The following is a 25,194-nucleotide window of genomic DNA, read 5'->3' as shown; positions in this document are numbered from 1 at the left end:
TTAGCTAATTGTAAAATTTATGTTAATTATCTTAATATCTTGTAATTTATCAGTAAAAACAATATAATTTAATAGTGAAAAATTTATAAAATAGGAGAGAATATGTACGATATAAAAATACCAGAAAATTATCAAAGTGATAAGAATTTGTATAAGACACAATTATTAATAAAAGAAATAAAGGATTTTTTCCAAATAAATTTATCTAATAATTTAAATTTGAAAAGAGTTACAGCACCTTTATTTGTAGAAAATTCTACTGGTCTTAATGATAACCTATCTGGTGTTGAAGAGCCTGTTAAATTTACTCTTCCAGAGGCAAACAACGCCAATATGGAAATTGTCCATTCACTTGCAAAATGGAAAAGATATGCCCTAAAAGAATATAATTTTGCCATGTATGAAGGCTTGTATACTGACATGAATGCTATTAGAAGATGTGAAGAACCAGATAATACTCATTCATTCTATGTTGACCAATGGGATTGGGAAAAAATAATTAAAGATACCGATAGAAATGTTGACTATCTTAAATCAACAGTTCTTACAATTTTTAATACTTTAAGAGCCTTAGATGAATATCTTTGTAAATTAATTCCAAAAAGAGTTAAGCTATTACCAAATGATATTAAATTTATGACAAGTCAAGAATTAATCGACGAATTTCTAGAATGTAAAGATAGCAAGGAAAGAGAAAAAGCAGCTTGCAAAAAATATAAGGCAGTATTTTTAATGCAAATTGGAAGAGTTTTATCAAATGGCAAGGTTCATGATATGAGAGCTCCTGACTATGACGATTGGAACTTAAATGGAGATATTTTAGTTTACAACCCAGTTTTAGATGACCAATTAGAATTATCATCAATGGGAATAAGAGTAGATTCAAAAACTTTGAAAGAACAACTAAAAATTGCTGATTGTGAAGAAAGATTAAAGTTTAAATATCATAATATGCTTGTAAACAACAATCTTCCACAAACAGTTGGTGGTGGAATTGGCCAATCAAGACTATGTATGTTCTTCTTACAAAAAGCCCATATAGGAGAAGTTCAAGTATCATATTGGCCAGATGAAATGAGAGAAGAATTAAAGAAAAAATCAGTAAATTTATTATAAATTTATATAAAAAAAGGACTTTAATAAGTCCTTTTTTATTGGCAAAATTCTTTAATTTCTTCTATAAAAATTTCCCCATATTGTTTTAATTTTTTATCACCAACACCTTTTATTTTTAAAAAGTCCTTTTTATTTTTAGGCTTTAATCTTGCCATATCTATCAAAGACGCATCAGAAAAAACTATAAATGGTGGAATATTTCTTTTTCTTGAAATATCTAACCTTAATTTTTTCAAATTATTAAATAAATCACTATCATAGGGGATATTTAAATTGAATTTATCAATTTTTTCTTTTGTATTTTCTTCTTTTAAATCTCTAATATAAACTTTCTTTTTAGAAAACAAGACATCTTTTGATTTTTCATTTAATTTTAAAATAGGATAATTTAGACCTGAAACCTTTATATAGCCATCAGCTACTAATACCCCTATCAAATCTTTAATATATTTAGGAGATTTATCCTTCATTATTCCAAATGTAGAAATACTTTTTAATTTTTTTTCTTTTGAATTTTTATTGTTTGATCCTTTCAAGCAATCTACAATGGTAGAAGTTCCATACCTTTGATCAAGCCTATAGATACAAGATAGGATTTTTTGACTATCAATACTAGCATCAATTTTTTCGTAATCATCCAAACAATTAGAACAATTATTGCAAGTTTCTTCAGCTTCTTGACCAAAATATTCTAAAATAAAAGCTCTTAGACACTGGTTTGTATTTACATAATTTATAATAGTTTGTAATTTTTCAAGTTTTACCAATTGATAATTTCTATTTTGAGACTGGGAAATCAAATATTTATTTACAACTATATCTTGTCCTGAATATAATAAAATCGCATCAGATTTTTCCCCATCTCTTCCTGCCCTGCCTGCTTCTTGATAATATGATTCCATATCCTTTGGCATATTCATATGAATTACATATCTTACATCAGACTTATCTATTCCCATCCCAAATGCATTTGTAGCCACAATTATATTTTTCCTATCATAAATAAAATCTTCTTGATTTTTCTTTTTTTCCTTATCCGATAAGCCTGCGTGGTAATAAGTTACCTGATAAGATAATTTTTTTAAATATTTATAGCAACTTTCAACTCTTTTACGGGTGGATGCATAAATTATTCCAGACATATCTTTTTTATTTTTTAGATAATTAGAAATAAATCCTAGTTTATCTTTAGGTTTTTTGACTTCAAAAAAAAGATTTTCCCTATCAAAACCCGTAACTTTTACAAAAGGATTATCTAATTTAAGATTTTTAATAATATCTTCTCTAACAGATGATGTAGCAGTTGCTGTAAAAGCTGCTATTTGAATTTTTCTATCAAATAAATCATAAATTTGAGGAATAATCTTATATGATGGCCTAAAATCATGTCCCCATTGAGAAATACAATGAGCCTCATCAACTGCTATGAAGGAAATATTAAGGTCTTTGATAAAGTTAATAAAAAATTCATTTTCTAACCTTTCAGGCGAAATATATAAAATTTTAATTTTATTATTCTTAATTTCTCTTAAAGTATTTGTGTAAGTTTCTATATCTTGACTAGAATTAATAAAAGCTGCATCAATTCCATTTTCAATTAAAGAATCAACTTGGTCTTTCATAAGAGAAATTAAAGGAGAAATTACCAAACAAATCCCATCTTTTATTAAAGCAGGAAGTTGGTAGCAAATTGATTTTCCTCCACCTGTTGGAAGAACTCCAAGTACATCTTTTCCATCCAAAATATTTTCAATTAATTCCTCTTGCCCCTTTCTAAATGAATCATATCCAAAATATTTTTTTAAATTTTCTAAAATATCCATATATCTCCTAATTTAACTTAAAAAAAATAATTAAGCTTAAAAACTTAATTATTTTTTGTATTATCATTTTCTTTATTTATATTAGAATCTGTATCTAAGGGTGTAGACAAATCATTACTATTTTCATTAGGTGATGTTACAAAATCTTCATCTTTCATAACTGAACCTTCACCCTTATTTATCAAAATATCTCCAATTTTTGTTTTCATATTTAAACTTTTGTTTTTATCTTTTCCTGTAGAATATCCATCTAAAATATTTCTATAAGAAACATTTCCCAAAACAAAATTACCAACATTCAACTTAGCATTTATATTAAAAGACTTTATTGAATCTTTTGTAGAAATTTCTATATCCCCATTTTCATTTTCTAAATTTTGATTTGCTTTTAATTTACTATCTTTTAAAATAATGTTTCCAACCCTAGTCTTTAAGTTTGTATCTTTAATTTCAGAATTTTTAACTAAAATAGATCCAACATCATTACTAACAGAGCCAGTAATTTTTGATTTATTAAAACTGATATTTCCACTTTCTAACTTAAGATCCATATCCTTACAATTTAAATCGGAAATTTTTATATCTCCAGCCCCAACTCTTCCACTAATACTTTCAATCGACTTATTTTTTGGCAAAAATATTCTTACTATTTGGATTTTATTTTTCATATAAAGTTCTTTTCCCTTAATATCAGATGATAACTTTAAATTTCCATCCTTAAATTTTGTCTTAACTTCATATGAATAATCATCCCTGTACAAATTTGTATATTCCACATAAGGATTAGTTGAAGATTTTTGAATCCTAACATCACAAGTATTCAAATCAAAATCTATTGACTTTAAATCATCAAGGTCAACTCTCATAATTTTTGAAGAATTATAAGAGTTTTCATTTATTTCCTTAGATGACTTTCCATAATTATTGGAAAAGTCAATATTTTTAGACAAAAAGAAAATTAAGGCTAAAATAATAAGGGCAAAAACCCCAATACCTATTTGCTTTTTATCAAGTTTAAAGCTATTATTTTTTTTATTTTTACTCATTTAACTCTCCCATAATAACTAACTTTCAAATTTTCTATAATCAATGCTATCAAGATAAAGGCCACCAGCTTTTAAGGTAGGATTTGCTCTTTTTTTATTATTTTTATCAAAGTAAAATTTAAAATCATCCAGACTAATTTTTCCACGACTAAGCTCTATCAAAGATCCAGCCATAATCCTAACCTGATTGTGAAGAAAACTTTCTGCCTTAAAATATAAAAATAAGATATTATTATCTAAAATATAATAGCAATCATCAATTTTTCTTATAGTATTTATTATATCATTTTTTTCACTTAGCATAAAGGCTCTAAAATCATGCTCTCCCTTTAAAATCTCCATCCCTTGTTTAAGCTTATCAAAATCTAATTTATAAGTAATTTGCTCCATATAATTTCTATAGATGGGATGAAGAATTTTCTCAAGCGATATGACATACTTATAAGTTTTTGTTTTTACAGAAAATCTTGCGTGAAAATTTTTATCAACTTTTTTTGATGATAAGGCTAAAATATCTTCAGGTAAATATTTTTTTAAATGATAATGAAATTTATCAGCCCTAATATCCTTAGCCGTCAAAAAATTTACATACATTTCATTGGCGTGAACCCCACTATCAGTTCTTCCGCTAGCAATAATCCTATTTTTTTCACCTGTAACTTTTCTAATAGCTTCTTCCAATTCTTTTTGAACGGTTCTTTTATCTTTTTGAATTTGAAATCCTTCAAATAAAGACCCATCATACTGGATCTTTAATAAAATATTTTGAATACTCATATAAAAAATTTAACAATAACTATAAGACAAAATAAAGAAAATAAAATCAAAACAATGTAATCTATTTTGGTCATTATTATTTCATTCAGTCTAGTTCTTTCTCTTCCAATCCTATAAAGTCTTGCTTCCATAGCAGTTGCCAAGTCATCACTTCTTTTAAAAGAATTTATAAAAAGTGGAACCAAAAGAGGAATCATATTTTTTGCCCTATTTATAATATTTCCAGACTCAAAATCTGCCCCCCTTGCCATTTGTGCCATTTTTATTCTTTGAGCTTCTTCAAATAAAGTTGGAATAAATCTCAAAGAAATTGAAACCATCATGGCAAGCTCTCCCGCTGGAAAACCAAATCTTTTTAATGGAGAAAATAATTTTTCTAATCCATCAGTAAGCTCCATTGGAGATGTTGTAAAAGTTAAAACTGAAGTTGAAACAACTATCATAATAATTCTTACAAACATAAATATGGTTTTATAAAGTCCTTCATAAGTTGCAGTTAAAGAAAAAATTGTAAAAAGTGTCCTACCACTTGTTGTAAATAAATTTATGAGTCCTGTGATTAATAAAATCCAAACCAAAGGTTTTATACTTTTTATAAGTGATTTTACAGGAATTTTTCCTACACTTATCATTGCAATCAATAAAATAAAAAATGGAATGTATCCTACAAAAGTTTGTACAAAAAATATGGTAATTATAAAAAGTAAAGATGCTATTAATTTAACCCTTGGATCTAATCTATGAATAAAAGTATCGTAAGCTAGATACTGACCTATTGCTATATTACTCATTTTTAGCCCCCAAATATTTTTTTAATTCTAAAACAGCCTCTTCTACTGTATATATATCATCTCTAACATTTTCACCCTTTTCTTTTAAGGCCTTCATAAATTTAGTAACTTGTGGAATATCAAGACCTATTGATAAAAGATCCGTTTTTGTAAAGGTATCATAGGTTGACTTATCAGAAAAAACTTGGCCCTTATTCATTACAATCACCCTATCTACATATTTGGCTACATCCTCCATAGAATGGGAAACTAAAACAATTGTTAATTCTGGATCTTCATCATATAATTTTAAAATTTCTCCAAAAATTTTATCCCTTCCCTTAGGGTCAAGTCCAGCTGTTAATTCATCCAAAACCAAAACTTTTGGATTCATAGAAATAATTCCACAAACTGCAACTCTTCTTTGTTGGCCTCCTGATAATTCAAAAGGAGATTTTTCAGAGATTGTTTCATAATCAAGACCAACAGCAGCCATAGAGTTTTTTACTCTCTTTTCTATTTCATCATCATCAAGACCCATATTTTTTGGACCAAAAGCAATATCTTTTCTAACTGTCTCTTCAAACAACTGATTTTCAGGATATTGAAAAACTAGGCCTACCTTAAATCTAATATCTCTTCTTGTACTTTTTTCTTTTGTATTTACTCCATCAACCAAAACATCTCCATTTGTTGGAATCAAAAGTCCATTCAAAAGTTGAACAAGGGTTGATTTTCCAGATCCCGTTTGTCCTATAAGTCCTATAATTTCATGTTTATTTATTTCTAAATTTACATTTTTTAGAGCGTAATTTTTATCTTCATTTTCCTCATTATAAATATAATCAACATTTTTTAATTCTATTTTCATATAAGCTCCAAAAATTCTTCTATATTTAATGGTAATTTTTCAAAATCATATCCATCTTTTTTTAACTCATAGGCAATTTCTGTAACTTGTGGAACAGTAAGTCCTAAATCCTTCATCTCTTTTACCTTCGAAAAAACTTCTCTAGCGCTTCCCTGCATTGCTACTTTCCCCTTATTTAAAACAATTATCCTATCAGCAAGGGCTGCTTCTTCCATATAATGAGTTATATGAACAACCGTTTTTTTATATTTTTTATTCAAGGTTTGAATTATATTCATAACATCACTTCTTCCTTGAGGATCGAGCATTGCTGTTGGCTCATCAAAAATTATACAGTCTGATAACATAGCAATTACTCCAGCTATGGAAACTCTTTGCTTTTGTCCACCAGAAAGTTCAGAAGGTGATCTTTTTACAAATTTTTCCATTCCTACAAGTTTTATTGCCTCATCAACTCTTTGTCTTAGCTCAGGATTTTTTACTTGTAAATTTTCTGGTCCAAATGCTACTTCATCTTCTACAGTTGTTGCAACCATCTGATTATCCGGATTTTGAAATACCATGGAACATTTTTCCCTTATATCCCATATTTTTTCTTCATCCTTTGTATTCATTCCAGCTATCCAAATATCCCCACTAGTTGGAAAAATTTGTCCATTTAAGAGTTTTGCAAGAGTTGATTTTCCAGAACCATTATGGCCTAAAATAGCAACAAATTCACCCTTATTTATTGATATAGATAAATCATTTAAGGCATTTGTATATTCTATATTTTCATTTTCATCTGAATCATTTTTATAAGAAAAATTTAAATTCTCAATTTTAATCAATTTTTCTTCCTTTCAATTTTTATAGACATAAAAAGTGACTATCTAAAAATAGATAGCACTTTTTAAATTTAATATAACATATTTGGTGAATTGTTTGTTGAAGATTCATATACAACGACTGGTGTATTGATTTCAACTAATTCAAATAATTTTGCTGCTTGACTAGGAGGCATATTTAAGCAACCGTGTGATCCATTATTAATATAAATATTTCCACCAAATGAAGATCTCCAATACGCATCGTGGAACCCTTCTCCATCCCATCCTATTGGCATCCAATAATGTACTGGAGTTTCATAATCACTACCGTCAAAGTCTATTCCCTTTAATTTTGAATTTCTATCTTTTGACAATATTGATCCTACTCCTTTATTAGTTAAAGCATTTTCTGATAACCTTCCTGTAACAATATCTGATGATATTAAAAGCTCTCCATCTTTATAGTACCACATATGCTGTCTAGATAAGTCTACTTCAATATAAGTATCCTTTAAATCTGTTCCATTTTCATATCTATTAAGGCCTACTTTATCATAAATCGGTTCAATTTCCTTTGATTTTCGTTTGCTGAATGCTTCTAATATAGCCTTAGCAGTTTCTTTTTCATTTAATTTGAATCCATATACTCCAGGATTAACTACAATCTCTCCGATATCTGTAGCATTAAATTTTCTTTCTTTACCATAAGTATTGGTTTCTTTTGCTATTTTTGCAACGTAACCTGACAATTTTTCATAATCTAATGTCAATTGTCCATTTTGAAATTCAATCATATCTGCTAATGTTTCGCCTTCAATTTTTTTATCAAAGCCATTTATATTAAACTTATAAGATAATTTTAAAGCATCATTTGCATCTTTTAATGCTTTTTGAAGATTTTTATCTTTTGCAAAAACCTTAGGATGCTCATAGAAGGATTCGTCCATATCTATATCAGCATTTCTAGTTTTTATAGCACTAATTGCTTCTTTTTTTAATTTATTATATTTAACCTTGTTTCCTTCAACTTCTTCTTTTATTTTAAATTCTTTTCCATCAAATTCTAATTTTGCATCCTTAGGTTCAACAACTTTTTTCATAAATTGAGAATTTTTTAATATTTCATCTAACTTATCTTCGTCGTAATTAACCTTATAATCAAATTCAAAATCTTCCTTTGTTATAAAACTTAGTGGCCATTTTAAAGGATTTTGATCAAGACTTGCACCTTTTGGAATATTTGCCTTGTAGTCCACATCTTTAGAATTAAATGATAAGTTTTTATCATCTAAGCCCTTAATTTTTATATCAAAGTCCCCAACACTATCACCAATTACCGATTCTTTTGGTGCAAATGAAACATTTTTTCCATTTACATGAGTATTTGGTAGGGTGATAAAAGTAAATAATACTGTTCCTATTATATATATGCCTAAAACAATACCACCAAAGGTTAAAATTCTCTTAGTAGCCTTGCTATTTGTATCTTTATTGCTAATAATACGCACCTCCTAATTGCTGTAATTATAGTACCACTAAATGATACATTTATCTATCTTTTTTTGGTTTTTTTCCAAAATATTGGTACAAGTCTACCTTTTCTCCTCCATTGTATAATTTTCTTTTTTTAGAAACTTTTCTTCTTATATTTTTATCAATTTTTTCATCTGAAGAAATTATAAACATTGACCATGTATTTAAATTTTTAAATTTATCATCAATCATCTTTGAAATTTTTTCCTTATCAAATCTTGATAATCTTTCTCCGTAAGGTGGATTCGATATAAAAATGCCAAAATTATCTTTTAAATTTATTTGACTAAAATCCTTATTTAAAAAAGTAATATCTTCATAGACACCGGCATTTAAGGCATTATTTTTTGCAAGCTTAATTGCATTTTTTGATATATCAGATCCTAAAATATTTATTTTTTTGTCGTAGTCAATTTTTTGATAGGCTTCTTTTTTTATTTTTTCAAACCTTTTTTTATCGTAAAATTTAAATGAAGTAAAGTCAAAATCCCTATCAAGGCCTGGGGCTATATTTCTTTGTTTTCTTGCAGCCTCTATTAGTATTGTTCCTGATCCACAAAATCCATCAAATAAAAACCTATCATCTTTATAAAAGGATAAATCAACTAAGGCTGCTGCTAAATTTTCTCTTAAAGGAGCCTTTACACTACCTTCTCTATATCCTCTTTTATGAAGGCCATCGCCAGATGTATCAAGACAAAGTGAAACTATATTTTTTTCAAGCATTACTTCAATTTGTACTCTTGATCCACTTTTTTTGAATGTAGAAATTTTATATTTTCTTTTTAATGAATTAATAATTGCTTTTTCGCTAATTGATTGGATGGAGGGAATAGAAAATAATTTAGATTTGTAAGCTCTTGCATTTACAATAAAATTGTCATCAATATTTAAATAGTCAAACCAGTCAATTTTATTTATATTTTCAAATAATTGTTCAAATGTTTTTGCTTCAAATGATGCAATTTCTAAAAATACCCTATCAGCTTCTCTTAGATTTAAATTTAAATATCCTATATCATCAAGATTTCCATTTAAAATAATTTTTCCATTTAAAACTTCAAAATCTTCATATCCTTCTTCTATTAATTGTCTTTTTATTAAGCTTTCTAAACCAAAGCTTGTGGTAATAATTATTTTTTCCATAGCACTGTTATTATATCAAATTAAGAAATATAAAAAAACTTAAATTGCTTTTGTTATTTTTTACTTTCTATGGGTATCATTTATATGTAAGTAAAAAATTAGGAGGATTTTATGTTATTAACACAAACAGTTCAATCAGGCGATTGGAAAAATGAAAAACACGTACCAGAATTAGAATATAAAGAACTTGGTGAAGGCAAATATGAAGTTTCTGCTTTTGTTGGAAAAGAAATTGCCCATCCAAATACTTTAGAACACCATATTGCATGGATTAAAGTTTTCTTTATTCCAGAAGGTGGAAAATTACCAGTAGAAGTTGCTAATTATAATTTCTCAGCTCATGGTGAAAGCGAAATTTATTCTACACCAAAGGCTGTTGGTGAATTTAAAGCTGATAAAAAAGGTACTTTATTTGCACTAAGCTATTGTAATATTCACGGACTTTGGGAAAATTCTTTAGAAATTAAATAGAATTTTTATTAAAGATTTTTATTAAAAAGGGTCGTTGCAAGGATATGAATAAATATCATCTCATTTTCTATAATGAAGGGATAATTTATTCATTCTGCAACAGCCCTTTTTTTTTGCCAATTAATGATATAATATTTTTAAGATATTAAATCAAAATTTTAAGGTGAAAAAAATGAATGACAAAATAATTATTGTTGATGATGAAAAAGAGATAGCAGATTTATTAGAATTATGCTTAACTAATGATGGATTTTCTGTTTCTAAAGCTTTTAATGCAAAGGATGCACTAGACTTGGTGGAAGATTACAATTTTGATTTGATGATTTTGGATATAATGCTTGAAGATATGGATGGATTTTCTGTTTGTAAAAAAATCCGAGAGAAGCATTATTTCCCAATCATTATGTTGACTTCAAGGATAGATTCAAATGATAAAATACTTGGACTTACAATGGGAGCAGATGATTATATAACTAAACCTTTTAACCCTTTGGAAGTTATTGCAAGAGTAAAAACTCAGCTTAGACGCTCACAAAAATACAATAATACTGAAAAGATAAAAGATGATGAAACTTATGATATAAGAGGGTTATTGATAGATAAAAAAAGTCATAAATGTTTTTTGTATGATAAGCAAATCCAACTTACACCCATAGAGTTTGAGATAATTTGGTATTTGTGTAAAAATCAAGGCAAGGTTGTTTCATCTGAAGAGCTTTTTGAAAATATTTGGAAGGAAAAATATCTTGATAATAACAATACTGTAATGGCTCATATTGGAAGGATTAGGGATAAAATGAATGATTCTGGTAGAAATCCAAAATTTATAAAAACTGTTTGGGGCGTCGGGTATGAAATCGAATAATCGCCTTCTAAATTCAGTTTTTAAAAATTATCTAAAAAAATGTTTTATCATAACAATTTTTGTTGCGATTCTTGCTTGTATCCTTATTCCTATAATTAATAATTACATTTATAATAATTTTGAAAAAGCCTACATGTTCTACAGATCCTTATATTTGTTATTTCCAACAATAATTATATGGGCACTATTGATAATGTTAGAAACATATAAACTATTTAAGAAATTGGTCAGTTACGTTGATGAATTACAAGAAGCAACAAACAAACTTTTTGACAAAGATAATACTTACATTCACCTATCTGATGAATTGTCAGAAATTTCCACTAAAATTAATAAATTAAAAATGCAGTCAATAGAAAATGAACGACTAGCTAATGAAAATAGAAGGCAAAAAAATGATTTGATAATGAATTTAGCTCATGATTTGAAAACACCACTAGCATCAATTATTGGATATTTGGAGTTGTTAAATGGAAATATTTCTTTATATGATGAGCAAAGAAAAAAATTTTTAGGTATTGCTCTTAGAAAATCCAAACAGCTATCGGATTTGATTAATGAATTTTTTGAGATAACAAAATATAATTTATCAAAAATAAAAATAAATTATTCTAGAACAAATCTCACTATGATGTTAGAGCAGCTTGTTTTTGAATTTAAACCAATGTTTGAAGAAAAAAATCTAACTTGTAAAGTTAAGGCAGAAAAAAATGTAATGATAAGCTGTGATGTAAATAAAATTTCTCGTGTTTTCGATAATTTGCTCCGTAATGCTTGCCTATATTCTTTTGAAAATAGTGAAATTCATATAGATTTGAATGTAAAAGAAGAAAAGGTAGAGATAATTTTCGAAAATAAAACTGAAAATATTGAGGAAGATGAATTATCAAAAATTTTTGAACAATTCTATCGCCTAGATTTTTCAAGAAATTCAAAAGCTGGCTCAGGTCTTGGTCTTGCTATTGCAAAAGAGATAGTACTCTTACATAAGGGGGAAATTAGTGCTAAAAGTAAGGACAATTGTGTCAAGTTTTGTGTGATTCTTCCTAAAAAATAAAAAGTAGGAAAAAAATAGGAATTTGCATAGGAATCTTTAAGAAATTATCATAAAAAACAAATAAACTATCTTATAAACCAAGTTATAATAATCTTACAGTTAAGAAAACTTAGCTAAATTATTTTAAAAGGAGATTTTTATGAAATTAAGTTTAAAAAAAGTTCTTAGTTTTTTGTTTGTAATGGTATTAATGGTTGGATTTTCATCTTGTAAAAAGTCTAGTGCAACGTCAAATTCAGAAAATAGTGCAAAAGATTTTGTAAAATATGATGATATTCAAAAAGAATTCAAAGAAACAGTTAATAAATTAAATTGGCCAGAAGGATACAAGGCTCCTGAAAAATTATACGATGATGTAAATGCTGTTTATCAAGAAGGCTATGGAGATACCTTGGCATCAAATTATTGGGAATGCGCATGGCAAGAAGAATGGTTAAAAAATTACAAAAATAATCCAAAAAGAGCACAAAAAGCAATTGAAGAGTTAGAAAAAGCCTTAAATATGAGATATTTAAGTAAAGAATGTTGTGATGATGCCACAAGAAAATTTTTCACAGATAGACTAGATAAGGCAAAAGCAAATGACCCATCTGGTTTTGAAGAAAATTTAAAATTAAATGACCCAAGATAAAAAAATAAAATATTTTATAATGGTTGTTTTATAAACAAAAAAAGGATTCAAGCAAAAATATTGCTTAAATCCTTTTTTATTTGCTTATAAATATATAATTAAAAAATTAATATGGAACAATATATTTAATCAATTGGTAAAAATCCAAAGCCAAATAAACCCGGACCTGTATTTGCTCCGAGGCTTGGGGCTATTTGGGATGTTAAAAATAAGGTTGACTTATCTTTAAATTCTTTTAGTTTTTCTTCTAATATTTCTGATCCTTTTTTATATCCACCATTTGATATTATCATATAATATTTATCCAATTTTCCTAGATATTCATTTGCAAGTTTTTCCATTTCTTTTAAAACTTTTTTCTCTCCCCTGCAAGTTTTTACTATATGATATTTTCCATCAAGAGGATCGCATACTACTATTGGTTTTATATTTAATAATTCTCCAACTTTACCAAAGGCTTTTGGTACCCTACCACCTGCTATTATATATTTAAAGGTATCTATGGTGAAAAATATTTTTGATTCTTTTTTCTTATCCTCTACCATTTCAACTATTTTTTTAAATTCGTAACCTTTTTTTATTAAATCTTTGGTATATATTGCAAGAAGCCCTGATGTTAAAGCTACTGATTGGGAATCTATTACTGCAATTTCCAATCCATCATATTCCATTTGTGAGCACAAATTATAAAAACCTGTAAAGTTTTTTGATATGGTTATTATTATTAATTTTTCAAATCCATCGTTTTTTATTTGATCAAACTTTTCTTTCAATTCGCCTGGGGATGGGATAGATGTTTTGGGTAATTTTTCATTTTTTTCTATCCACTCATAAAAGTCTTCTGCTTTTAGTTCTTCTTGTTCTTTATAAAATTCTCCGTCCAAATTTACATAAAAGGGCATCAAATATATGCCAAATTCTTTGGATTTTTCTAAATCTATATCAGATCCAGTATCTACTAATACAGCTATTTTTTCCATTTACCTAATCCTTTATATCTACAATTATTTTTTGGCCAGAAGCTATTATTGGCCTAAATATAGTTTCTTTTAATACAATTTCCTTCTTAAATTTTTGGCTGATTTTTTCATGGTCTCCACTGTGGAGTGGAAACATTAATTGAGGTCTTACATTATCAGCAAAAATTTTTGGACCCTTATAATAATTATCCCTAAGCCTATAGTCTACAGGGAAAAAGGCTATATCTATACTATATTTTTTAATTTTATCTACTTGTTCAATAAATGCATAATACTCTTTTTTAAGTGTTTTGTCATCATAATCATCCCAAGCCCAATAATTTAAATCTCCTGCATGAAAAATTGTTATTCCACAAATATCTAAAAGAATTGAAATTCCTTCATCAGTTGATCCAAAACTCTTGATTCTTATCTTATCATTTTTAAATTTTATTTCTTTTTCTTGGTCTGGATCTATTAAATATACATTTTTTGAATTGTATAAGGATTTTAACTGGTCGATTCCAAGCTTATTATTTTTTATATAAATAATATTATCATCATTTTCTAATTGAGCTATATCTGTTGATAAGATATATGTGTAATTTTTCATATTAGGAATTTTTAAAATTTCTGATGTATAATGGTCAGAATGTCCATGACTTGAGACAAAGATAACTTTTTTATTTTCAGGAATATTTAAAACTCCCTTATAATAATCAAATATAATAAAATAATCCCCTATTTCAACACTATAGCAAGAATGATAGATATAAGTTATTATAATTTTTTCAATCATCAACTTTCTCCTAATTTCTTCTAAATTAAGTATACCCAAAATATCTTTATCTTAATGAATTTTTATTTTTTTCTGGTAATATAAAAAAAGAAGGGAGTTAGTATGGGAAAGATTAAGACTAATGCTATGAGAATTTTGGAAAATAATAATGTAGATTATGAAGAAATTGAATATGACTTGGGTGGAGAATTTAAATCAGCAGTTGATGCTGGAAAAAAATCCCATGTAGACTTAAATATAATGTATAAAACCATAGCTACTGTTTCAAAGGATAATGATATTATTATTTATTTACTTAGAAGCTATGATTCAATAGATATGAAAAAGGCTGCAAAAGTAGCTAGTGTCAAAAGTATTTCTATTCTTCCAACAAAAAACTTAAAATCAAAAGTTGGATATCAAAGAGGTGAAACAAGTCCTCTTGCAATGAAAAAAGATTATCCAGTATTTATAGATGATAGCGCAAAAGAATTGGATAAAATGATTGTATCTGGTGGAAAATGTGGAGTAAGTTTAAAGTTAAATCCAAAGGACTTGGCAAGAGTTGTTAATGCTAAGTTTGAAAATATAAGACAATGATTTTAAAAATTATTAAAAACAAAAAAATTTATTCTTACCAATATAAGGATGTATTTGACCTAGATTTTAAATTAAAAAACAGAGATTTTTATAAATTAGAAAATACAAGTAAAGATGATAAGGTTATAATTAGCATTGAAAATGATAAAAATTTTGAAAGTCTAAGACTTATAGTTATTTTATCACCTATTTTTATTACAATTTTCGATAATTCCACATCTCTTGAATTTTTTAGGAAAAATTTAGATCAATCAAATTTTGAGTACGGCCTATATCCTAATTTTTTTCAAGATTTTTCAGAAAAATCTTATTTTGAATTTTACAAAAATCACAGTAAAAAAGAAGATATAATTTTAAATGAAAATAATAGGATTGATTTTACCATAAATCTTATAGAAGATAAATATATATTATCTTTAATAGCTCTTATTGAAGTGATTTTTTCAAAATATACAAGGAAAAATTTAATAAGCTATTTTAAAGAAATTAGAAATGATATTGTCATAAATGGAAGAAGGTCTATCCTTGCCAATGATATTTACGCCTTTTATTTATCAAAATATTTAGTAAATTGGGCCCTAGATTTAATGAAAATTGCAAGATATAAGGATAATGATAGGTTTATTTATATAAATGAAATTTACAAATTAACAAACAATTTAAAAAGACCAATTTAAAAGACTATGATTAATTAATCATAGTCTTTTTTTGTTTTTTCCCTTCATCAATACAAAGGAACCAAGTAAAACTAAAACAAGCCCCATAAATAATCTTAGGGTAAAAATTTCTCCTAAAATTATTACCGATAAGATTGAACCAAAAATAGGAATAAATAATTTAAATACTCCAAATTGGTTGGCACTGTGATTTTGTAAAACTATAGTCCAAATTGTAAATGACGTAGCTGTAATAAAAGCACCATAAAATAACATGATTAAGGCTTTAAAATTTAAAATCACAGGATTTACCCATAAAAACCTACCAAAAATTATAAGTGGCAAGGACCCAAGTAAAAGTGCCATCCCATTTAATAAATAAGGATCAGACCCCTTTGAATATTTTCTTAATAATACTGAAGCAAGAGCATTTATAAAGGTTGAAGTGAAAATAAATCCTTCCCCAGTTAATTTAAATCCATGACCTAATTTTTGATTTGAATTTACTAAAATAATTCCTGCTGTTCCAATAATTAAAGCAATAATTGTATTTGAAGAAATTTTATCTTCTGGAACTAAAAATAAGGAAATTATTACAATCATAAATGAATTTGATGCTTGTATAATTGAAGATTTTACCCCACTTGTATTTGATAAACCTATATAATAGAAAAAATACTGTAGACAAGTTTGTAAAATCGCTAAAGTTATTACCAATTTTATATTTACATTTTTAATAGAAATTTTATTTTTTCCAAAAATTTTAGCATAAATAAAGGCCAAAATTCCAGCCATAAAAAATCTTACTCCTGCAACATAAACCTTGGCAAAAGTATCGTAAGATTTAATATCTAAGACTAAATAAGTGGATTTAATAAGGGGGATTGCACTCCCCCATAAAAACATTGCTATTAAAGAAAAAATTACTGCATTTTTTTTATTTTTAAGCATATTTCTCCTATCTTTTAACTCCAAAATATGACAAAGAATACATTCCTGGACCAACATGAGAACCAATCAAAGATCCAATTGGAGCAAGGCTTACTTTTGCATTCGGAAATTTTTCTTCAACCATTTCCTTTAATTTTTTTGCATTTTCATCAAAATATGCATATCCTATAAGAACATGGTCAGATAAGTCTGGGTTCCAATTTTTTTGAAAATTTTTAAATAAAACTTTTATAGCTCTCTTTGTTCCTCTTTCAAGTTTTAAAACTTCAAGCGAACCCTCATCTGTAATGTGTATAACTGGTTTAACCTTCAAAAAGTTTCCTATATCAGCACTAGTTTTGGAAATTCTTCCGCCCTTATATAAATATTTAAGGCTTTCAACACCAAATTGGGAAACCATATATTTTGAATTTTCTTTTATAAAAGAATCAATTTGGTCTATATCTTTTCCTTCTTCTTGCATTTTTACAATAATTTGACACAAAAGTCCTGCACCTGTTGATGCTTGTTTGGGATCATATATATAAATTTTTCTATCAGGGTATTTTTTTTCTAAAATTTCCTTTGCTCTTTGAGCATTTTTAAAGGTTCCTGATAAAGAATCACTTAAACCTATATAAAAAATATCTTGACCATCTTCTAAAGCTTCTTCAAAATATTTTTCAAATGAAGCTAGATTAACTTGGCTTGTTGATACATTTTTATCATCTAGCATAAATTCATAATATTTATTTAAATTTTCTAAATCTGTACCTATAATTTCATAGACTTCATCTTCCATGTTTAATTGCATGGGAACTATGGTAATATTTGATGACTTTATAAAATCGACATTCATATCGCTTGAGCCATCTGTTATTATTTTAAATGTCATAAATCTCCTTAAAGGTAATCACCTATATCTTCTATTTTTACGCTAACTTGATTACCATCTTCCATATTTTTTACAGAAACCATTTTGTTTTCATATTCTTCTTGACCAATAATTATAACTTTTTTTACGCCAATTTTATCAGCATAATTAATTTTTTTCTTAAATTTTCCATCTTCAAGATAAATGTCAACCTTATAGCCCTTATTTTTCAAATCATTTTTTATATCTATGGCATAAAAATTTAATTTTTCATCCATTGGAATAATCAAGCAATCTGTGAAATCTTCTCTGTATTTTTCTAAAAGTCCAAGCTCTTGTAATTGATAAAACAATCTAGTAAGGCCAATTGATAGGCCAACTCCTGGTAAATTTTGTTTTGAAAAATTTCCAGCCAAATTTTCATACCTTCCACCAGAACAAACACTACCAATAGATTCATATCCATCCAAAAATGTTTCATAAACTGTAGAAGTATAATAATCAAGCCCACGAGTTATTGATAAATCAATCATAATAGACTCATCATCAATTCCAAATTTAATCATATAATCATAAACTTCTTTTAACTCTCTAAGTCCCAATTTATAATTATCATTTAAATCTAAACTTTCTAAATATTTTAAAAGTTCTTTATTATCTCTTTTATTGTTAATAAGCCCCATTAATTTTAAAGCCTTATCTTCTCCACAAAGCTCTGTCAAAAGTTCTTTTGTTTTTTCATCACCTATTTTAGCTTTTTTATCTATTGTCCTTAAAACTTCTTCCTTATCAGAAATTTCTATTGATTCAAAAAATCCATTCAATAATTTTCTATTATTAATGTGAAATTTTATTCCCTTAAAATCAAGTTTTTGGAAAATATCGTAAATTACCTTTGGCAAAAGGGCATCATTGTGGATTGATAAAGAATCATTTCCAATAATATCAATATCGCATTGGTAAAATTCCTTATATCTTCCCTTTTGATTTCTCTCTCCCCTATAAACTTTTCCTATTTGATATCTTTTGAAAGGAAAATTCAAATCAGAAAAATGTTCTGATACATATCTTGCAAGTGGCACAGTCAAATCAAACCTTAAGGACATATCCTTTTTTGAAGAATCAATCCCAAAAATTTGTTTTTCAGTTTCCCCGCCCCCTTTGGCAAATAAAATATCATTTTTTTCTATAGCTGGGGTATCAATTGGTAAAAATTGATAAGATAAAAAAGTTTCTTCAATTATTTGTTTTATGTGATCAAAAACTAATTGGTCATCTGGTAAAAGTTCCATCACACCCGCAATAGTTTGTGGTTTTACTATATTCATTATAATCTCCTTATCATATCCATATTAAAGATCCAGTATCTATCAAATTAGTATCTGGATATAATAAATTTAAATTTTCTTTAACTACTATATTTTTAATTATATCATATGAATTTAATCTTTCTATATTTCCATTAAATAATAAGGTTTTCTCATCAATTTTCCCAAAACATCCACCCAAAAATCCTTGGTCAAATCCGTCGAGAGGAATTTTTTCTTCTTTTAATAAAGTAATAGGAAGAATATTTTTTAGTTTTTTAAAAATCCCCATATCACTTGTTAAAAGATTTTCATTAAAAACTAGCATAGAACACCTGGCATATCCTTGTTTTATAAATAAATGCTTAATGTTTTTTCGACCAAAATATAAGCTTATATTTTTTTCTGTAAAATTATTATGGATATAAAAATTTTTAAATCTTACTATATTATAAATGGCATCTAATGGATATTTAAAACCTACTTTCTCTCCATTTATTAGATTTATATTTTTAAGATATTTTTTGTAATAATCATAGACACTCTCATCAACTACTATATTTTTTTCATCTAACTTAAAAAGAGAAAGATCTGGGTGATCTGAAATTCTTTTATCAAGATTGGGGTTATCAATTGTTTTTAAATATTTTATATTTTTAAAATCTAAAAAATCTGTAAATTCTTTTTTAGACTTGTGGCTTATAATTAACATAATTCTCCTTAAATTTAGGTACAAAAAAAGTCCTCAAAGAGGACAAATTTGGAGGCGCCACCCAGATTTGAACTGGGGATAAAGGTGTTGCAGACCTCTGCCTTACCACTTGGCTATGGCGCCATATTGGAGCGGAAGACGGGATTCGAACCCGCGACCCTCGCCTTGGCAAGGCGATACTCTACCACTGAGCCACTTCCGCATTTTTTCTGGTGCCCAGAGGCGGAATCGAACCACCGACACGGGGATTTTCAGTCCCCTGCTCTACCGACTGAGCTATCTGGGCAAACACTACTTTTATAGTATAAGATAAATTCTACTTATTGTCAAATTTTTTTAAAAATTTTAACAAAAATTTAAATTATTTTTTCAAAAGATTGCAAAAAGAATTATACCTGATAAATTTATTTTAGCAAATTAAAAAAGTTTTTCAAAAAAAGAGCCTTGTAAAAAATTAAGTAGATTTACAAAGCCCTGGTCATAAGATTGCGAAATTTCTTATCCATTATTTATATACCCTGGCTGAAATTTATCTTGTAAAATATTGGTAAAATTTATTTTTAAATATTTGGGTATAAATTTAATAGAGAAATTAGGAGGTATTATGAAGTTTAACTCTATTCACACATGTATATATACAGATAATGATAAAGAAAGTATAAAATTTTATGAAGATGCATTAAATATGCACATAACCCGAAGAAAAGATTATGATGAAGATGAATTTTCTTTAATTTATATGGCTACAGAAGATGGTGCCTATGAGTTAGAATTAACATTTAACCACGACGGAAGAAAATATGAGCACGGATCTTATTATGGACATATGGCCTTTAAAACAAAAGAATTTGAAAAAGCCTATGATCTTCACAAAAAAATGGGAATAGTTAGCCAAGAAATTGGTGGGCTTTCTGATGGATCTGATAAATTTTATTTTATAAAAGATCCTCAAGGTTTTTCTATTGAAATAATTGAAGAAAAATAATATTTGCTAGATAATTTATACTTTTATAAAAAAATGGACCTTTTGGGGTCCATTTTATTTGTGGTAAGGTTCATTATTAATTATTTTGTAGGCCCTATAAATTTGTTCAATAAGAATTAATCTCATCAATTTGTGGGGAAAGGTCATTTTTGAAAATGATAATTTATAATCTGCCCTATCACTTATTTTTTTTGATAAACCATTTGAGCCTCCAATTACAAAAACCAAGTCCTTGCCCATACCATAGGTCATTTGATCTTTTATTAATTTTGAAAATTTTTCTGAGGATAGGCTTTTTCCTTCAATTTCAAGACTTATAATATAGGAATTTTCTTTAATCTTTTTTAAAATCCTATCAGCTTCCCTATCTTTTATTATTTCTAGTTCTTTTTTTGATAAATTTTCTGGTGCCTTTTCATCATTTACTTCAAATATTTTTAATTTCACATAAGGTTTTAGTCTTTTTTCATATTCAGAAATAGCATCTTTGAAATATTTTTCTTTGATTTTTCCAACACTTACTATTGAAATATTCATTTGTTAAATCTCGCTTTTATATAGTAAATTGGCATATTTTTATTTCTAAATTTTCTTTCGTACTCACTAATATATGAACTTTTTTCTTCTGATATATTTTCTTCTTTTTCTATTATATCCATAGAAAAATCTTCAAAATAAGATAAAGAGGCCTCGAATAATTCTTGATTATCAGTTTTTAGTTCAAGGATAGACTTATCTTTTACTATATTTTTATACCTATTTAAAAATCTTTCATGACTTAATCTTCTTTTATGATGGCGTCTTTTTGGCCAAGGGGTTGAAAAATTTAAATAAATCCTTGAAATTTCGTCATTTTCAAAAATTTCCTCTAATTTTTCTGCATCTGCAATAAGGCCCCTTACATTTTTTAATTCATTTTCTTTTATCTTTCTACTAGCAACAACAAAGGCATTGGTATTTACTTCAAGGCCTACAAAGTTTATATCAGGATTATCTTTGGCAATTTCTACCAAAAAATCTCCCCTTCCAGATCCAATTTCTAAATATATATCATTATCATTTCCAAAAATCTTTTTCCACCTACCCTTATTTTCTTTTCCATCAAAAAATATAAGAGGATTTTCTTTCATTTCTGGAATTGCATTTTCTTTAAATCTTAATCTCATCTTTTATCCTTTCTTTTAAGTATTAGTTTACAAAATTTTTAGGATAAAAACAAGAAAATCCAAATCTAATAGTTTTTCCTCAACTTTTTATTCCTGCTTACCTGATTGAAATTTTTTTATTTGAATTAGAAAAATACATTCTCCAAATATTTAATAAAAAAATTCCTCCTATTGACACCACTATACTATGTTGTACAATGTATATAGTTAGACATGGGTACTTAGAAAGGACTTTTTATGAATGAAGAATGGATTTCACAAATAAAACGTGGGACTTTGGAATTTGCAATTTTAATTTTAATTAAGAAAAAGAATAGATACGGATATGATCTAATTCAGACTCTTGAAAAATATCCAATGTTACAAACAAAAGAAAGTACTGTTTACCCTCTTCTTAGGAGGCTTTTAAAAAATAATTATTTAGAAGCTTATTGGAAAGATACAGAAGAGGGTACTCCACCAAGAAAATATTATAGACTTACAGAGCTTGGAAGTTCTTATTTAAAAACTTTAGAAAAAGATTGGTTAGTCCTAGTAGAAAATATTTCAAATCTTAGAGAGGAATAAAAAATGAAAAATACTAAAATTAACGATAATTTAGAAAAATATTTGTCACAAGTAGATAAAAATTTAAAATATATGTCAATTTCAGAAAAAACTGACATATTGAGTGAACTTAAAAATTCATTTTATGAAAGACTTAATAATGGACAAAGTTCTGAGTACATAATCTCTCAAATGGAAAGTCCAAAAGATTTAGCCTTTTCTTATATGGGTGATAGTATTGTGAAAAGCAAAGATTTTTCCTTTAAAAATTTATTTATGGCTATAGGATTTTATTCTTATGCTTCATTAGCTTGGATCTCTTTAATACCAACTCTTGCAATACTTTCTATTTCCTTTTTCTTCTCCAGTGGTATAAGCGTCTTAGCAGGAGTAATGGGACTTTTTAAAGGGATAATTCACATTAAACCAATCGATGAAATGAAATTTATATTTTTTGGATTTGAATTAAAAGGATTTTTAGCCTTAATTGCAGGTCTTATTTTGGCCTTATTATTTTTTATAATCGGTATTTTATTTTGGAAATCTACAATCACAACGATCAAATTTTTGCAAAATAAAAAATGGAAATTAAAATATGCAAAATGATAAGGTAAAAATATTATTTTTGCATGGACTTGGACAAAATAAAGAAGCTTTTGATAAGACTATAGAAAATATTAATTTTAAAGATATTGAAAATATTGATTTAATTCCAAATAATAGTAAAGATTTAACTTTTTTTGACCTAGTAGATATGTTAGAAAATAAAATTAAAGGCATAAAAAAACCAGTTATTATTTGTGGAATAAGCCTTGGTGCTATCTTAGCTATGAAATTATATTTTAGAAATCCCCAAAAAATAGCTAGCTTAATTCTAATTGCCCCGCAATATAAGATACCGAAAATGCTTATGAATTTCCAAAATCTTATTTTTAAAATTATGCCAGAAAAATTTTTCAAAAAAACAAAAATATCAAAAAATAACATGTTCTCTATAGCCTCATCAATTAAAAACCTGGATTATAGAAAAAAATAAATAAAATTTCTACAGATGTTTTTATAGTTTGTGGAAAAAAAGATAGGGCAAATTTAAAAGCAGCAAAATCATTAAATAAATTAATTCCAAATTCAAATTTATTTTTGATCCAAAATTCTCGTCATGAAGTTAATATTTATTCTCCAAAAGAGCTTTCTAAAATAATAAATTTAGCTTATAAAAATTTTCAAAAAAATACTAGAAATTAGCTTAAAACTAATTTCTAGTATTTTTAAATTCCCAAATATGCACTTTTTACTGCAGGATCATTTTTAAGATTTTCTGCCCTATCTTCTTTTACAATTTTTCCTGTTTCTAGAACGTAGGCCCTATCTGATATATCTAGGGCAAGATTTGCATTTTGTTCTACAAGCAAAATTGTTGACCCTTCTTCTTTTAATATTTTTATAGTTTCAAATATTTTTTCTACATACAAGGGAGAAAGTCCCATTGATGGTTCATCTAATAATAATAATTTGGGATTTGTCATTATTGCCCTTGCCATGGCAAGCATTTGTTGTTCTCCACCAGAAAGGGTTCCTGCTTTTTGATCTTTTCTATCTTTTAAAACAGGAAATAATTTATAGATTCTTTTAATTTTTTCTTCTTTTTCTTTTTCATTTAAACTTGTAGCTACAGACCCTAAACTTATATTATCCAAAACTGATAAGTTTGAGAAAACTCTTCTTCCTTCTGGTACTTGAGCTATTCCAAGCCTTGTAATCTTAAAGGCTTTTTCATTTGTTATGTCTTCATTTTCAAAACTAACTTTTCCACTTCTTTTTTCTAATAAAGAAGAGATTGCTTGGAGAGTTGTTGTTTTTCCTGCTCCGTTTGCCCCTATTAAAGAAACTACTTCTCCCTTATTTACCTTTAAAGAAACATCCTTTATTGCGTGGATATTTCCATAATAAACATTTAAATTTTCTACATTAAGCATCTTCTTCTCCATATCCACTTCCAAGATAAGCACTAACTACATCATCTTTTTTAACAACTTCTTTTGGATCTCCCTTTGCTATTACTATGCCGTGATTTAATACATAAAGTTTTTCACAAATTCCCAAAACTAATTTCATATCATGTTCAATTAAGACTATAGATATATCAAATTTATCTCTAATCATCCTAATTGTATCCATCAATGATTCTGTTTCTATTGCATTCATTCCAGCTGCTGGCTCATCTAATAATAATAATTTAGGATTTGTTGCAAGAGCCCTAGCTATTTCTAGTTTTCTTTGTGACCCATAAGATAAATTTCCAGCACTATCATTCGCATATGCTGCAAGTCCTAAAATATTTAAAATTTCTAATGCTTTTTTTGTAGCCTCTCTTTCTTCTTTCCAATAATTTTTAAGCCTTAGCATGCCATCAAAGATTTTATATCGCATGTCTTTATTCATAGCAAGTTTTACATTATCAACAACTGATAGATAATCAAAAAGTCTTATATTTTGAAAAGTTCTAGCAATTCCCTTTTGGCTTAATTTATGGACTGGAAGTCCTGTAATATTTTCTCCATCTAGATAAATGGATCCTTGGTTTGGCTGATAAACCCCACTTAACATATTAAAAACTGTAGTTTTCCCAGCACCATTTGGACCAATTAGACCTATCAAGTCTTTTTCTTTTACATCAAGATTAAATCCATTAACCGCCTTTAATCCTCCAAAGGAGATGGAAATATTATCACATTTTAAAATTGACCTACTTTTATCCATTTATTA

The 25,194-nt window shown here is 27.1% G+C and carries 29 protein-coding genes and 3 tRNA genes; 11 read left to right on the top strand and 21 right to left on the bottom strand.

Annotation, left to right across the window (positions count from 1 at the left end; all coding sequences use genetic code 11):
- Positions 1-102: 102 nt before the first annotated feature.
- Positions 103-1,116, top strand: a complete 1,014-nt coding sequence (gene asnA, locus CJ192_RS00355) for an aspartate--ammonia ligase (protein WP_102197337.1) — start codon at positions 103-105, stop codon at positions 1,114-1,116.
- A 35-nt stretch (positions 1,117-1,151) separates the two neighbouring features.
- Here the strand turns inward: asnA and recQ are convergent, their stop codons facing one another.
- From recQ to CJ192_RS00315, 8 genes are all read right to left on the bottom strand, one after another.
- Positions 1,152-2,939 (bottom strand): DNA helicase RecQ, encoded by a 1,788-nt coding sequence (recQ, locus tag CJ192_RS00350; RefSeq protein ID WP_102197336.1) that lies wholly within the window; start codon positions 2,937-2,939, stop codon positions 1,152-1,154.
- A gap of 44 nt (positions 2,940-2,983) precedes the next feature.
- The gene (locus CJ192_RS00345; protein ID WP_102197335.1) at positions 2,984-3,985 is read right to left on the bottom strand and encodes a DUF4097 family beta strand repeat-containing protein; all 1,002 of its coding nucleotides are present in this window, start codon (positions 3,983-3,985) and stop codon (positions 2,984-2,986) included.
- An 18-nt stretch (positions 3,986-4,003) separates the two neighbouring features.
- Positions 4,004-4,762 carry a tRNA pseudouridine(38-40) synthase TruA gene (gene truA, locus CJ192_RS00340; RefSeq protein ID WP_102197334.1) on the bottom strand — a complete coding sequence of 253 codons (759 nt, stop codon included), beginning with the start codon at positions 4,760-4,762 and terminating at the stop codon, positions 4,004-4,006.
- Entirely contained in the window at positions 4,759-5,553 is a 795-nt protein-coding gene (locus CJ192_RS00335) for an energy-coupling factor transporter transmembrane component T family protein (protein ID WP_102197333.1), read from the bottom strand. Before CJ192_RS00335 ends, truA begins: the two co-directional genes overlap by 4 nt.
- Positions 5,546-6,403 (bottom strand): energy-coupling factor transporter ATPase, encoded by an 858-nt coding sequence (locus tag CJ192_RS00330; protein ID WP_102197332.1) that lies wholly within the window; start codon positions 6,401-6,403, stop codon positions 5,546-5,548. The genes CJ192_RS00335 and CJ192_RS00330 overlap by 8 nt, the downstream gene beginning before the upstream one ends.
- Complete coding sequence (locus tag CJ192_RS00325) at positions 6,400-7,233, bottom strand: energy-coupling factor transporter ATPase (protein WP_102197331.1); 834 nt, start codon at positions 7,231-7,233, stop codon at positions 6,400-6,402. Before CJ192_RS00325 ends, CJ192_RS00330 begins: the two co-directional genes overlap by 4 nt.
- Positions 7,234-7,301: 68 nt before the next feature.
- Complete coding sequence (locus tag CJ192_RS00320) at positions 7,302-8,720, bottom strand: L,D-transpeptidase family protein (protein WP_102197330.1); 1,419 nt, start codon at positions 8,718-8,720, stop codon at positions 7,302-7,304.
- Between the two features lie 40 nt (positions 8,721-8,760).
- A complete protein-coding gene (locus tag CJ192_RS00315) occupies positions 8,761-9,891 on the bottom strand; it encodes a THUMP domain-containing class I SAM-dependent RNA methyltransferase (protein WP_102197329.1) in 1,131 nt (376 codons plus the stop codon).
- A 111-nt stretch (positions 9,892-10,002) separates the two neighbouring features.
- Between CJ192_RS00315 and CJ192_RS00310 the strand changes: the two genes are divergently transcribed.
- From CJ192_RS00310 to CJ192_RS00295, 4 genes are all read left to right on the top strand, one after another.
- Entirely contained in the window at positions 10,003-10,362 is a 360-nt protein-coding gene (locus CJ192_RS00310) for a desulfoferrodoxin family protein (protein ID WP_004817176.1), read from the top strand.
- 172 nt (positions 10,363-10,534) lie between these two features.
- The gene (gene vanR, locus CJ192_RS00305; protein WP_102197328.1) at positions 10,535-11,227 is read left to right on the top strand and encodes a VanR-ABDEGLN family response regulator transcription factor; all 693 of its coding nucleotides are present in this window, start codon (positions 10,535-10,537) and stop codon (positions 11,225-11,227) included.
- Positions 11,214-12,284: a sensor histidine kinase gene (locus CJ192_RS00300; RefSeq protein ID WP_102197327.1), complete on the top strand. Its 1,071-nt coding sequence runs from the start codon at positions 11,214-11,216 to the stop codon at positions 12,282-12,284. The genes vanR and CJ192_RS00300 overlap by 14 nt, the downstream gene beginning before the upstream one ends.
- Positions 12,285-12,423: 139 nt before the next feature.
- Positions 12,424-12,915 carry a hypothetical protein gene (locus CJ192_RS00295; RefSeq protein ID WP_102197326.1) on the top strand — a complete coding sequence of 164 codons (492 nt, stop codon included), beginning with the start codon at positions 12,424-12,426 and terminating at the stop codon, positions 12,913-12,915.
- A 125-nt stretch (positions 12,916-13,040) separates the two neighbouring features.
- Here CJ192_RS00295 and CJ192_RS00290 read toward each other — a convergent pair whose 3' ends face one another.
- Positions 13,041-13,895, bottom strand: coding sequence for a DegV family protein (locus tag CJ192_RS00290; protein WP_102197325.1), 855 nt, complete (start codon positions 13,893-13,895; stop codon positions 13,041-13,043).
- A 4-nt stretch (positions 13,896-13,899) separates the two neighbouring features.
- Positions 13,900-14,673 (bottom strand): MBL fold metallo-hydrolase, encoded by a 774-nt coding sequence (locus tag CJ192_RS00285; protein WP_102197324.1) that lies wholly within the window; start codon positions 14,671-14,673, stop codon positions 13,900-13,902.
- A 102-nt stretch (positions 14,674-14,775) separates the two neighbouring features.
- Here CJ192_RS00285 and CJ192_RS00280 point away from each other — a divergent pair, with 102 nt between their 5' ends.
- Positions 14,776-15,252, top strand: coding sequence for a YbaK/EbsC family protein (locus tag CJ192_RS00280; protein WP_102197323.1), 477 nt, complete (start codon positions 14,776-14,778; stop codon positions 15,250-15,252).
- Entirely contained in the window at positions 15,249-15,929 is a 681-nt protein-coding gene (locus CJ192_RS00275; RefSeq protein ID WP_102197322.1) for a hypothetical protein, read from the top strand. Before CJ192_RS00280 ends, CJ192_RS00275 begins: the two co-directional genes overlap by 4 nt.
- Positions 15,930-15,947: 18 nt before the next feature.
- Here CJ192_RS00275 and CJ192_RS00270 read toward each other — a convergent pair whose 3' ends face one another.
- The 7 genes from CJ192_RS00270 to CJ192_RS00240 form a co-directional block, all read right to left on the bottom strand.
- Positions 15,948-16,859, bottom strand: coding sequence for a DMT family transporter (locus CJ192_RS00270; protein WP_102197321.1), 912 nt, complete (start codon positions 16,857-16,859; stop codon positions 15,948-15,950).
- 7 nt (positions 16,860-16,866) lie between these two features.
- Positions 16,867-17,733 (bottom strand): DegV family protein, encoded by an 867-nt coding sequence (locus CJ192_RS00265; RefSeq protein ID WP_102197320.1) that lies wholly within the window; start codon positions 17,731-17,733, stop codon positions 16,867-16,869.
- 8 nt (positions 17,734-17,741) lie between these two features.
- Positions 17,742-19,040 carry a histidine--tRNA ligase gene (hisS, locus tag CJ192_RS00260; RefSeq protein WP_102197319.1) on the bottom strand — a complete coding sequence of 433 codons (1,299 nt, stop codon included), beginning with the start codon at positions 19,038-19,040 and terminating at the stop codon, positions 17,742-17,744.
- A gap of 13 nt (positions 19,041-19,053) precedes the next feature.
- On the bottom strand, positions 19,054-19,731 hold the full coding sequence (locus CJ192_RS00255) for a DUF6873 family GME fold protein (protein ID WP_102197318.1): 678 nt from the start codon (positions 19,729-19,731) through the stop codon (positions 19,054-19,056).
- 49 nt (positions 19,732-19,780) lie between these two features.
- Positions 19,781-19,854: transfer RNA gene (locus CJ192_RS00250), tRNA-Cys, on the bottom strand.
- Between the two features lie 4 nt (positions 19,855-19,858).
- Positions 19,859-19,933, bottom strand: a tRNA-Gly gene (locus tag CJ192_RS00245).
- A gap of 8 nt (positions 19,934-19,941) precedes the next feature.
- Positions 19,942-20,017: transfer RNA gene (locus CJ192_RS00240), tRNA-Phe, on the bottom strand.
- Between the two features lie 318 nt (positions 20,018-20,335).
- On the opposite strand from CJ192_RS00240, the gene CJ192_RS00235 reads away from it, so the two are divergent.
- Positions 20,336-20,716: a VOC family protein gene (locus CJ192_RS00235; RefSeq protein ID WP_102197317.1), complete on the top strand. Its 381-nt coding sequence runs from the start codon at positions 20,336-20,338 to the stop codon at positions 20,714-20,716.
- 54 nt (positions 20,717-20,770) lie between these two features.
- Here CJ192_RS00235 and rlmH read toward each other — a convergent pair whose 3' ends face one another.
- Complete coding sequence (rlmH, locus tag CJ192_RS00230) at positions 20,771-21,253, bottom strand: 23S rRNA (pseudouridine(1915)-N(3))-methyltransferase RlmH (RefSeq protein WP_102197316.1); 483 nt, start codon at positions 21,251-21,253, stop codon at positions 20,771-20,773.
- Positions 21,250-21,882 (bottom strand): tRNA (guanosine(46)-N7)-methyltransferase TrmB, encoded by a 633-nt coding sequence (gene trmB / locus CJ192_RS00225; RefSeq protein WP_102197315.1) that lies wholly within the window; start codon positions 21,880-21,882, stop codon positions 21,250-21,252. The genes rlmH and trmB overlap by 4 nt, the downstream gene beginning before the upstream one ends.
- A 237-nt stretch (positions 21,883-22,119) precedes the next feature.
- Between trmB and CJ192_RS00220 the strand changes: the two genes are divergently transcribed.
- The 3 genes from CJ192_RS00220 to CJ192_RS00210 are packed head-to-tail and all read left to right on the top strand — an operon-like array spanning position 22,120 to position 23,464.
- Positions 22,120-22,449: a PadR family transcriptional regulator gene (locus CJ192_RS00220; protein ID WP_102197314.1), complete on the top strand. Its 330-nt coding sequence runs from the start codon at positions 22,120-22,122 to the stop codon at positions 22,447-22,449.
- 3 nt (positions 22,450-22,452) lie between these two features.
- Positions 22,453-23,034, top strand: coding sequence for an HAAS signaling domain-containing protein (locus tag CJ192_RS00215; RefSeq protein ID WP_102197313.1), 582 nt, complete (start codon positions 22,453-22,455; stop codon positions 23,032-23,034).
- Entirely contained in the window at positions 23,024-23,464 is a 441-nt protein-coding gene (locus CJ192_RS00210; protein ID WP_102197312.1) for a serine aminopeptidase domain-containing protein, read from the top strand. Before CJ192_RS00215 ends, CJ192_RS00210 begins: the two co-directional genes overlap by 11 nt.
- 232 nt (positions 23,465-23,696) lie before the next feature.
- Here CJ192_RS00210 and CJ192_RS00205 read toward each other — a convergent pair whose 3' ends face one another.
- Together CJ192_RS00205 and CJ192_RS00200 are read right to left on the bottom strand one after the other, a co-directional pair.
- The gene (locus CJ192_RS00205; protein WP_102197311.1) at positions 23,697-24,404 is read right to left on the bottom strand and encodes an ABC transporter ATP-binding protein; all 708 of its coding nucleotides are present in this window, start codon (positions 24,402-24,404) and stop codon (positions 23,697-23,699) included.
- Positions 24,397-25,188 carry an ABC transporter ATP-binding protein gene (locus CJ192_RS00200; protein WP_004817138.1) on the bottom strand — a complete coding sequence of 264 codons (792 nt, stop codon included), beginning with the start codon at positions 25,186-25,188 and terminating at the stop codon, positions 24,397-24,399. Before CJ192_RS00200 ends, CJ192_RS00205 begins: the two co-directional genes overlap by 8 nt.
- Positions 25,189-25,194 lie beyond the last annotated feature (6 nt).

Origin of the sequence: Anaerococcus hydrogenalis, from assembly GCF_002871895.1 — a bacterium.
GTDB classification, from domain to species: domain Bacteria; phylum Bacillota; class Clostridia; order Tissierellales; family Peptoniphilaceae; genus Anaerococcus; species Anaerococcus hydrogenalis.
Note: the sequence above shows the minus strand (reverse complement) of the source record. Positions and strands in the feature narration are given on the sequence as shown.

Coding starts and splice junctions, on each gene's coding strand:
- asnA (WP_102197337.1), top strand. CDS start 103: ATGTACGATATAAAAATACCAGAAAATTATCAAAGTGATAAGAATTTG.
- recQ (WP_102197336.1), bottom strand. CDS start 2,939: ATGGATATTTTAGAAAATTTAAAAAAATATTTTGGATATGATTCATTT.
- CJ192_RS00345 (WP_102197335.1), bottom strand. CDS start 3,985: ATGAGTAAAAATAAAAAAAATAATAGCTTTAAACTTGATAAAAAGCAA.
- truA (WP_102197334.1), bottom strand. CDS start 4,762: ATGAGTATTCAAAATATTTTATTAAAGATCCAGTATGATGGGTCTTTA.
- CJ192_RS00335 (WP_102197333.1), bottom strand. CDS start 5,553: ATGAGTAATATAGCAATAGGTCAGTATCTAGCTTACGATACTTTTATT.
- CJ192_RS00330 (WP_102197332.1), bottom strand. CDS start 6,403: ATGAAAATAGAATTAAAAAATGTTGATTATATTTATAATGAGGAAAAT.
- CJ192_RS00315 (WP_102197329.1), bottom strand. CDS start 9,891: ATGGAAAAAATAATTATTACCACAAGCTTTGGTTTAGAAAGCTTAATA.
- CJ192_RS00310 (WP_004817176.1), top strand. CDS start 10,003: ATGTTATTAACACAAACAGTTCAATCAGGCGATTGGAAAAATGAAAAA.
- vanR (WP_102197328.1), top strand. CDS start 10,535: ATGAATGACAAAATAATTATTGTTGATGATGAAAAAGAGATAGCAGAT.
- CJ192_RS00300 (WP_102197327.1), top strand. CDS start 11,214: ATGAAATCGAATAATCGCCTTCTAAATTCAGTTTTTAAAAATTATCTA.
- CJ192_RS00295 (WP_102197326.1), top strand. CDS start 12,424: ATGAAATTAAGTTTAAAAAAAGTTCTTAGTTTTTTGTTTGTAATGGTA.
- CJ192_RS00290 (WP_102197325.1), bottom strand. CDS start 13,895: ATGGAAAAAATAGCTGTATTAGTAGATACTGGATCTGATATAGATTTA.
- CJ192_RS00285 (WP_102197324.1), bottom strand. CDS start 14,673: ATGATTGAAAAAATTATAATAACTTATATCTATCATTCTTGCTATAGT.
- CJ192_RS00280 (WP_102197323.1), top strand. CDS start 14,776: ATGGGAAAGATTAAGACTAATGCTATGAGAATTTTGGAAAATAATAAT.
- CJ192_RS00275 (WP_102197322.1), top strand. CDS start 15,249: ATGATTTTAAAAATTATTAAAAACAAAAAAATTTATTCTTACCAATAT.
- CJ192_RS00270 (WP_102197321.1), bottom strand. CDS start 16,859: ATGCTTAAAAATAAAAAAAATGCAGTAATTTTTTCTTTAATAGCAATG.
- CJ192_RS00265 (WP_102197320.1), bottom strand. CDS start 17,733: ATGACATTTAAAATAATAACAGATGGCTCAAGCGATATGAATGTCGAT.
- hisS (WP_102197319.1), bottom strand. CDS start 19,040: ATGAATATAGTAAAACCACAAACTATTGCGGGTGTGATGGAACTTTTA.
- CJ192_RS00255 (WP_102197318.1), bottom strand. CDS start 19,731: ATGTTAATTATAAGCCACAAGTCTAAAAAAGAATTTACAGATTTTTTA.
- CJ192_RS00235 (WP_102197317.1), top strand. CDS start 20,336: ATGAAGTTTAACTCTATTCACACATGTATATATACAGATAATGATAAA.
- rlmH (WP_102197316.1), bottom strand. CDS start 21,253: ATGAATATTTCAATAGTAAGTGTTGGAAAAATCAAAGAAAAATATTTC.
- trmB (WP_102197315.1), bottom strand. CDS start 21,882: ATGAGATTAAGATTTAAAGAAAATGCAATTCCAGAAATGAAAGAAAAT.
- CJ192_RS00220 (WP_102197314.1), top strand. CDS start 22,120: ATGAATGAAGAATGGATTTCACAAATAAAACGTGGGACTTTGGAATTT.
- CJ192_RS00215 (WP_102197313.1), top strand. CDS start 22,453: ATGAAAAATACTAAAATTAACGATAATTTAGAAAAATATTTGTCACAA.
- CJ192_RS00210 (WP_102197312.1), top strand. CDS start 23,024: ATGCAAAATGATAAGGTAAAAATATTATTTTTGCATGGACTTGGACAA.
- CJ192_RS00205 (WP_102197311.1), bottom strand. CDS start 24,404: ATGCTTAATGTAGAAAATTTAAATGTTTATTATGGAAATATCCACGCA.
- CJ192_RS00200 (WP_004817138.1), bottom strand. CDS start 25,188: ATGGATAAAAGTAGGTCAATTTTAAAATGTGATAATATTTCCATCTCC.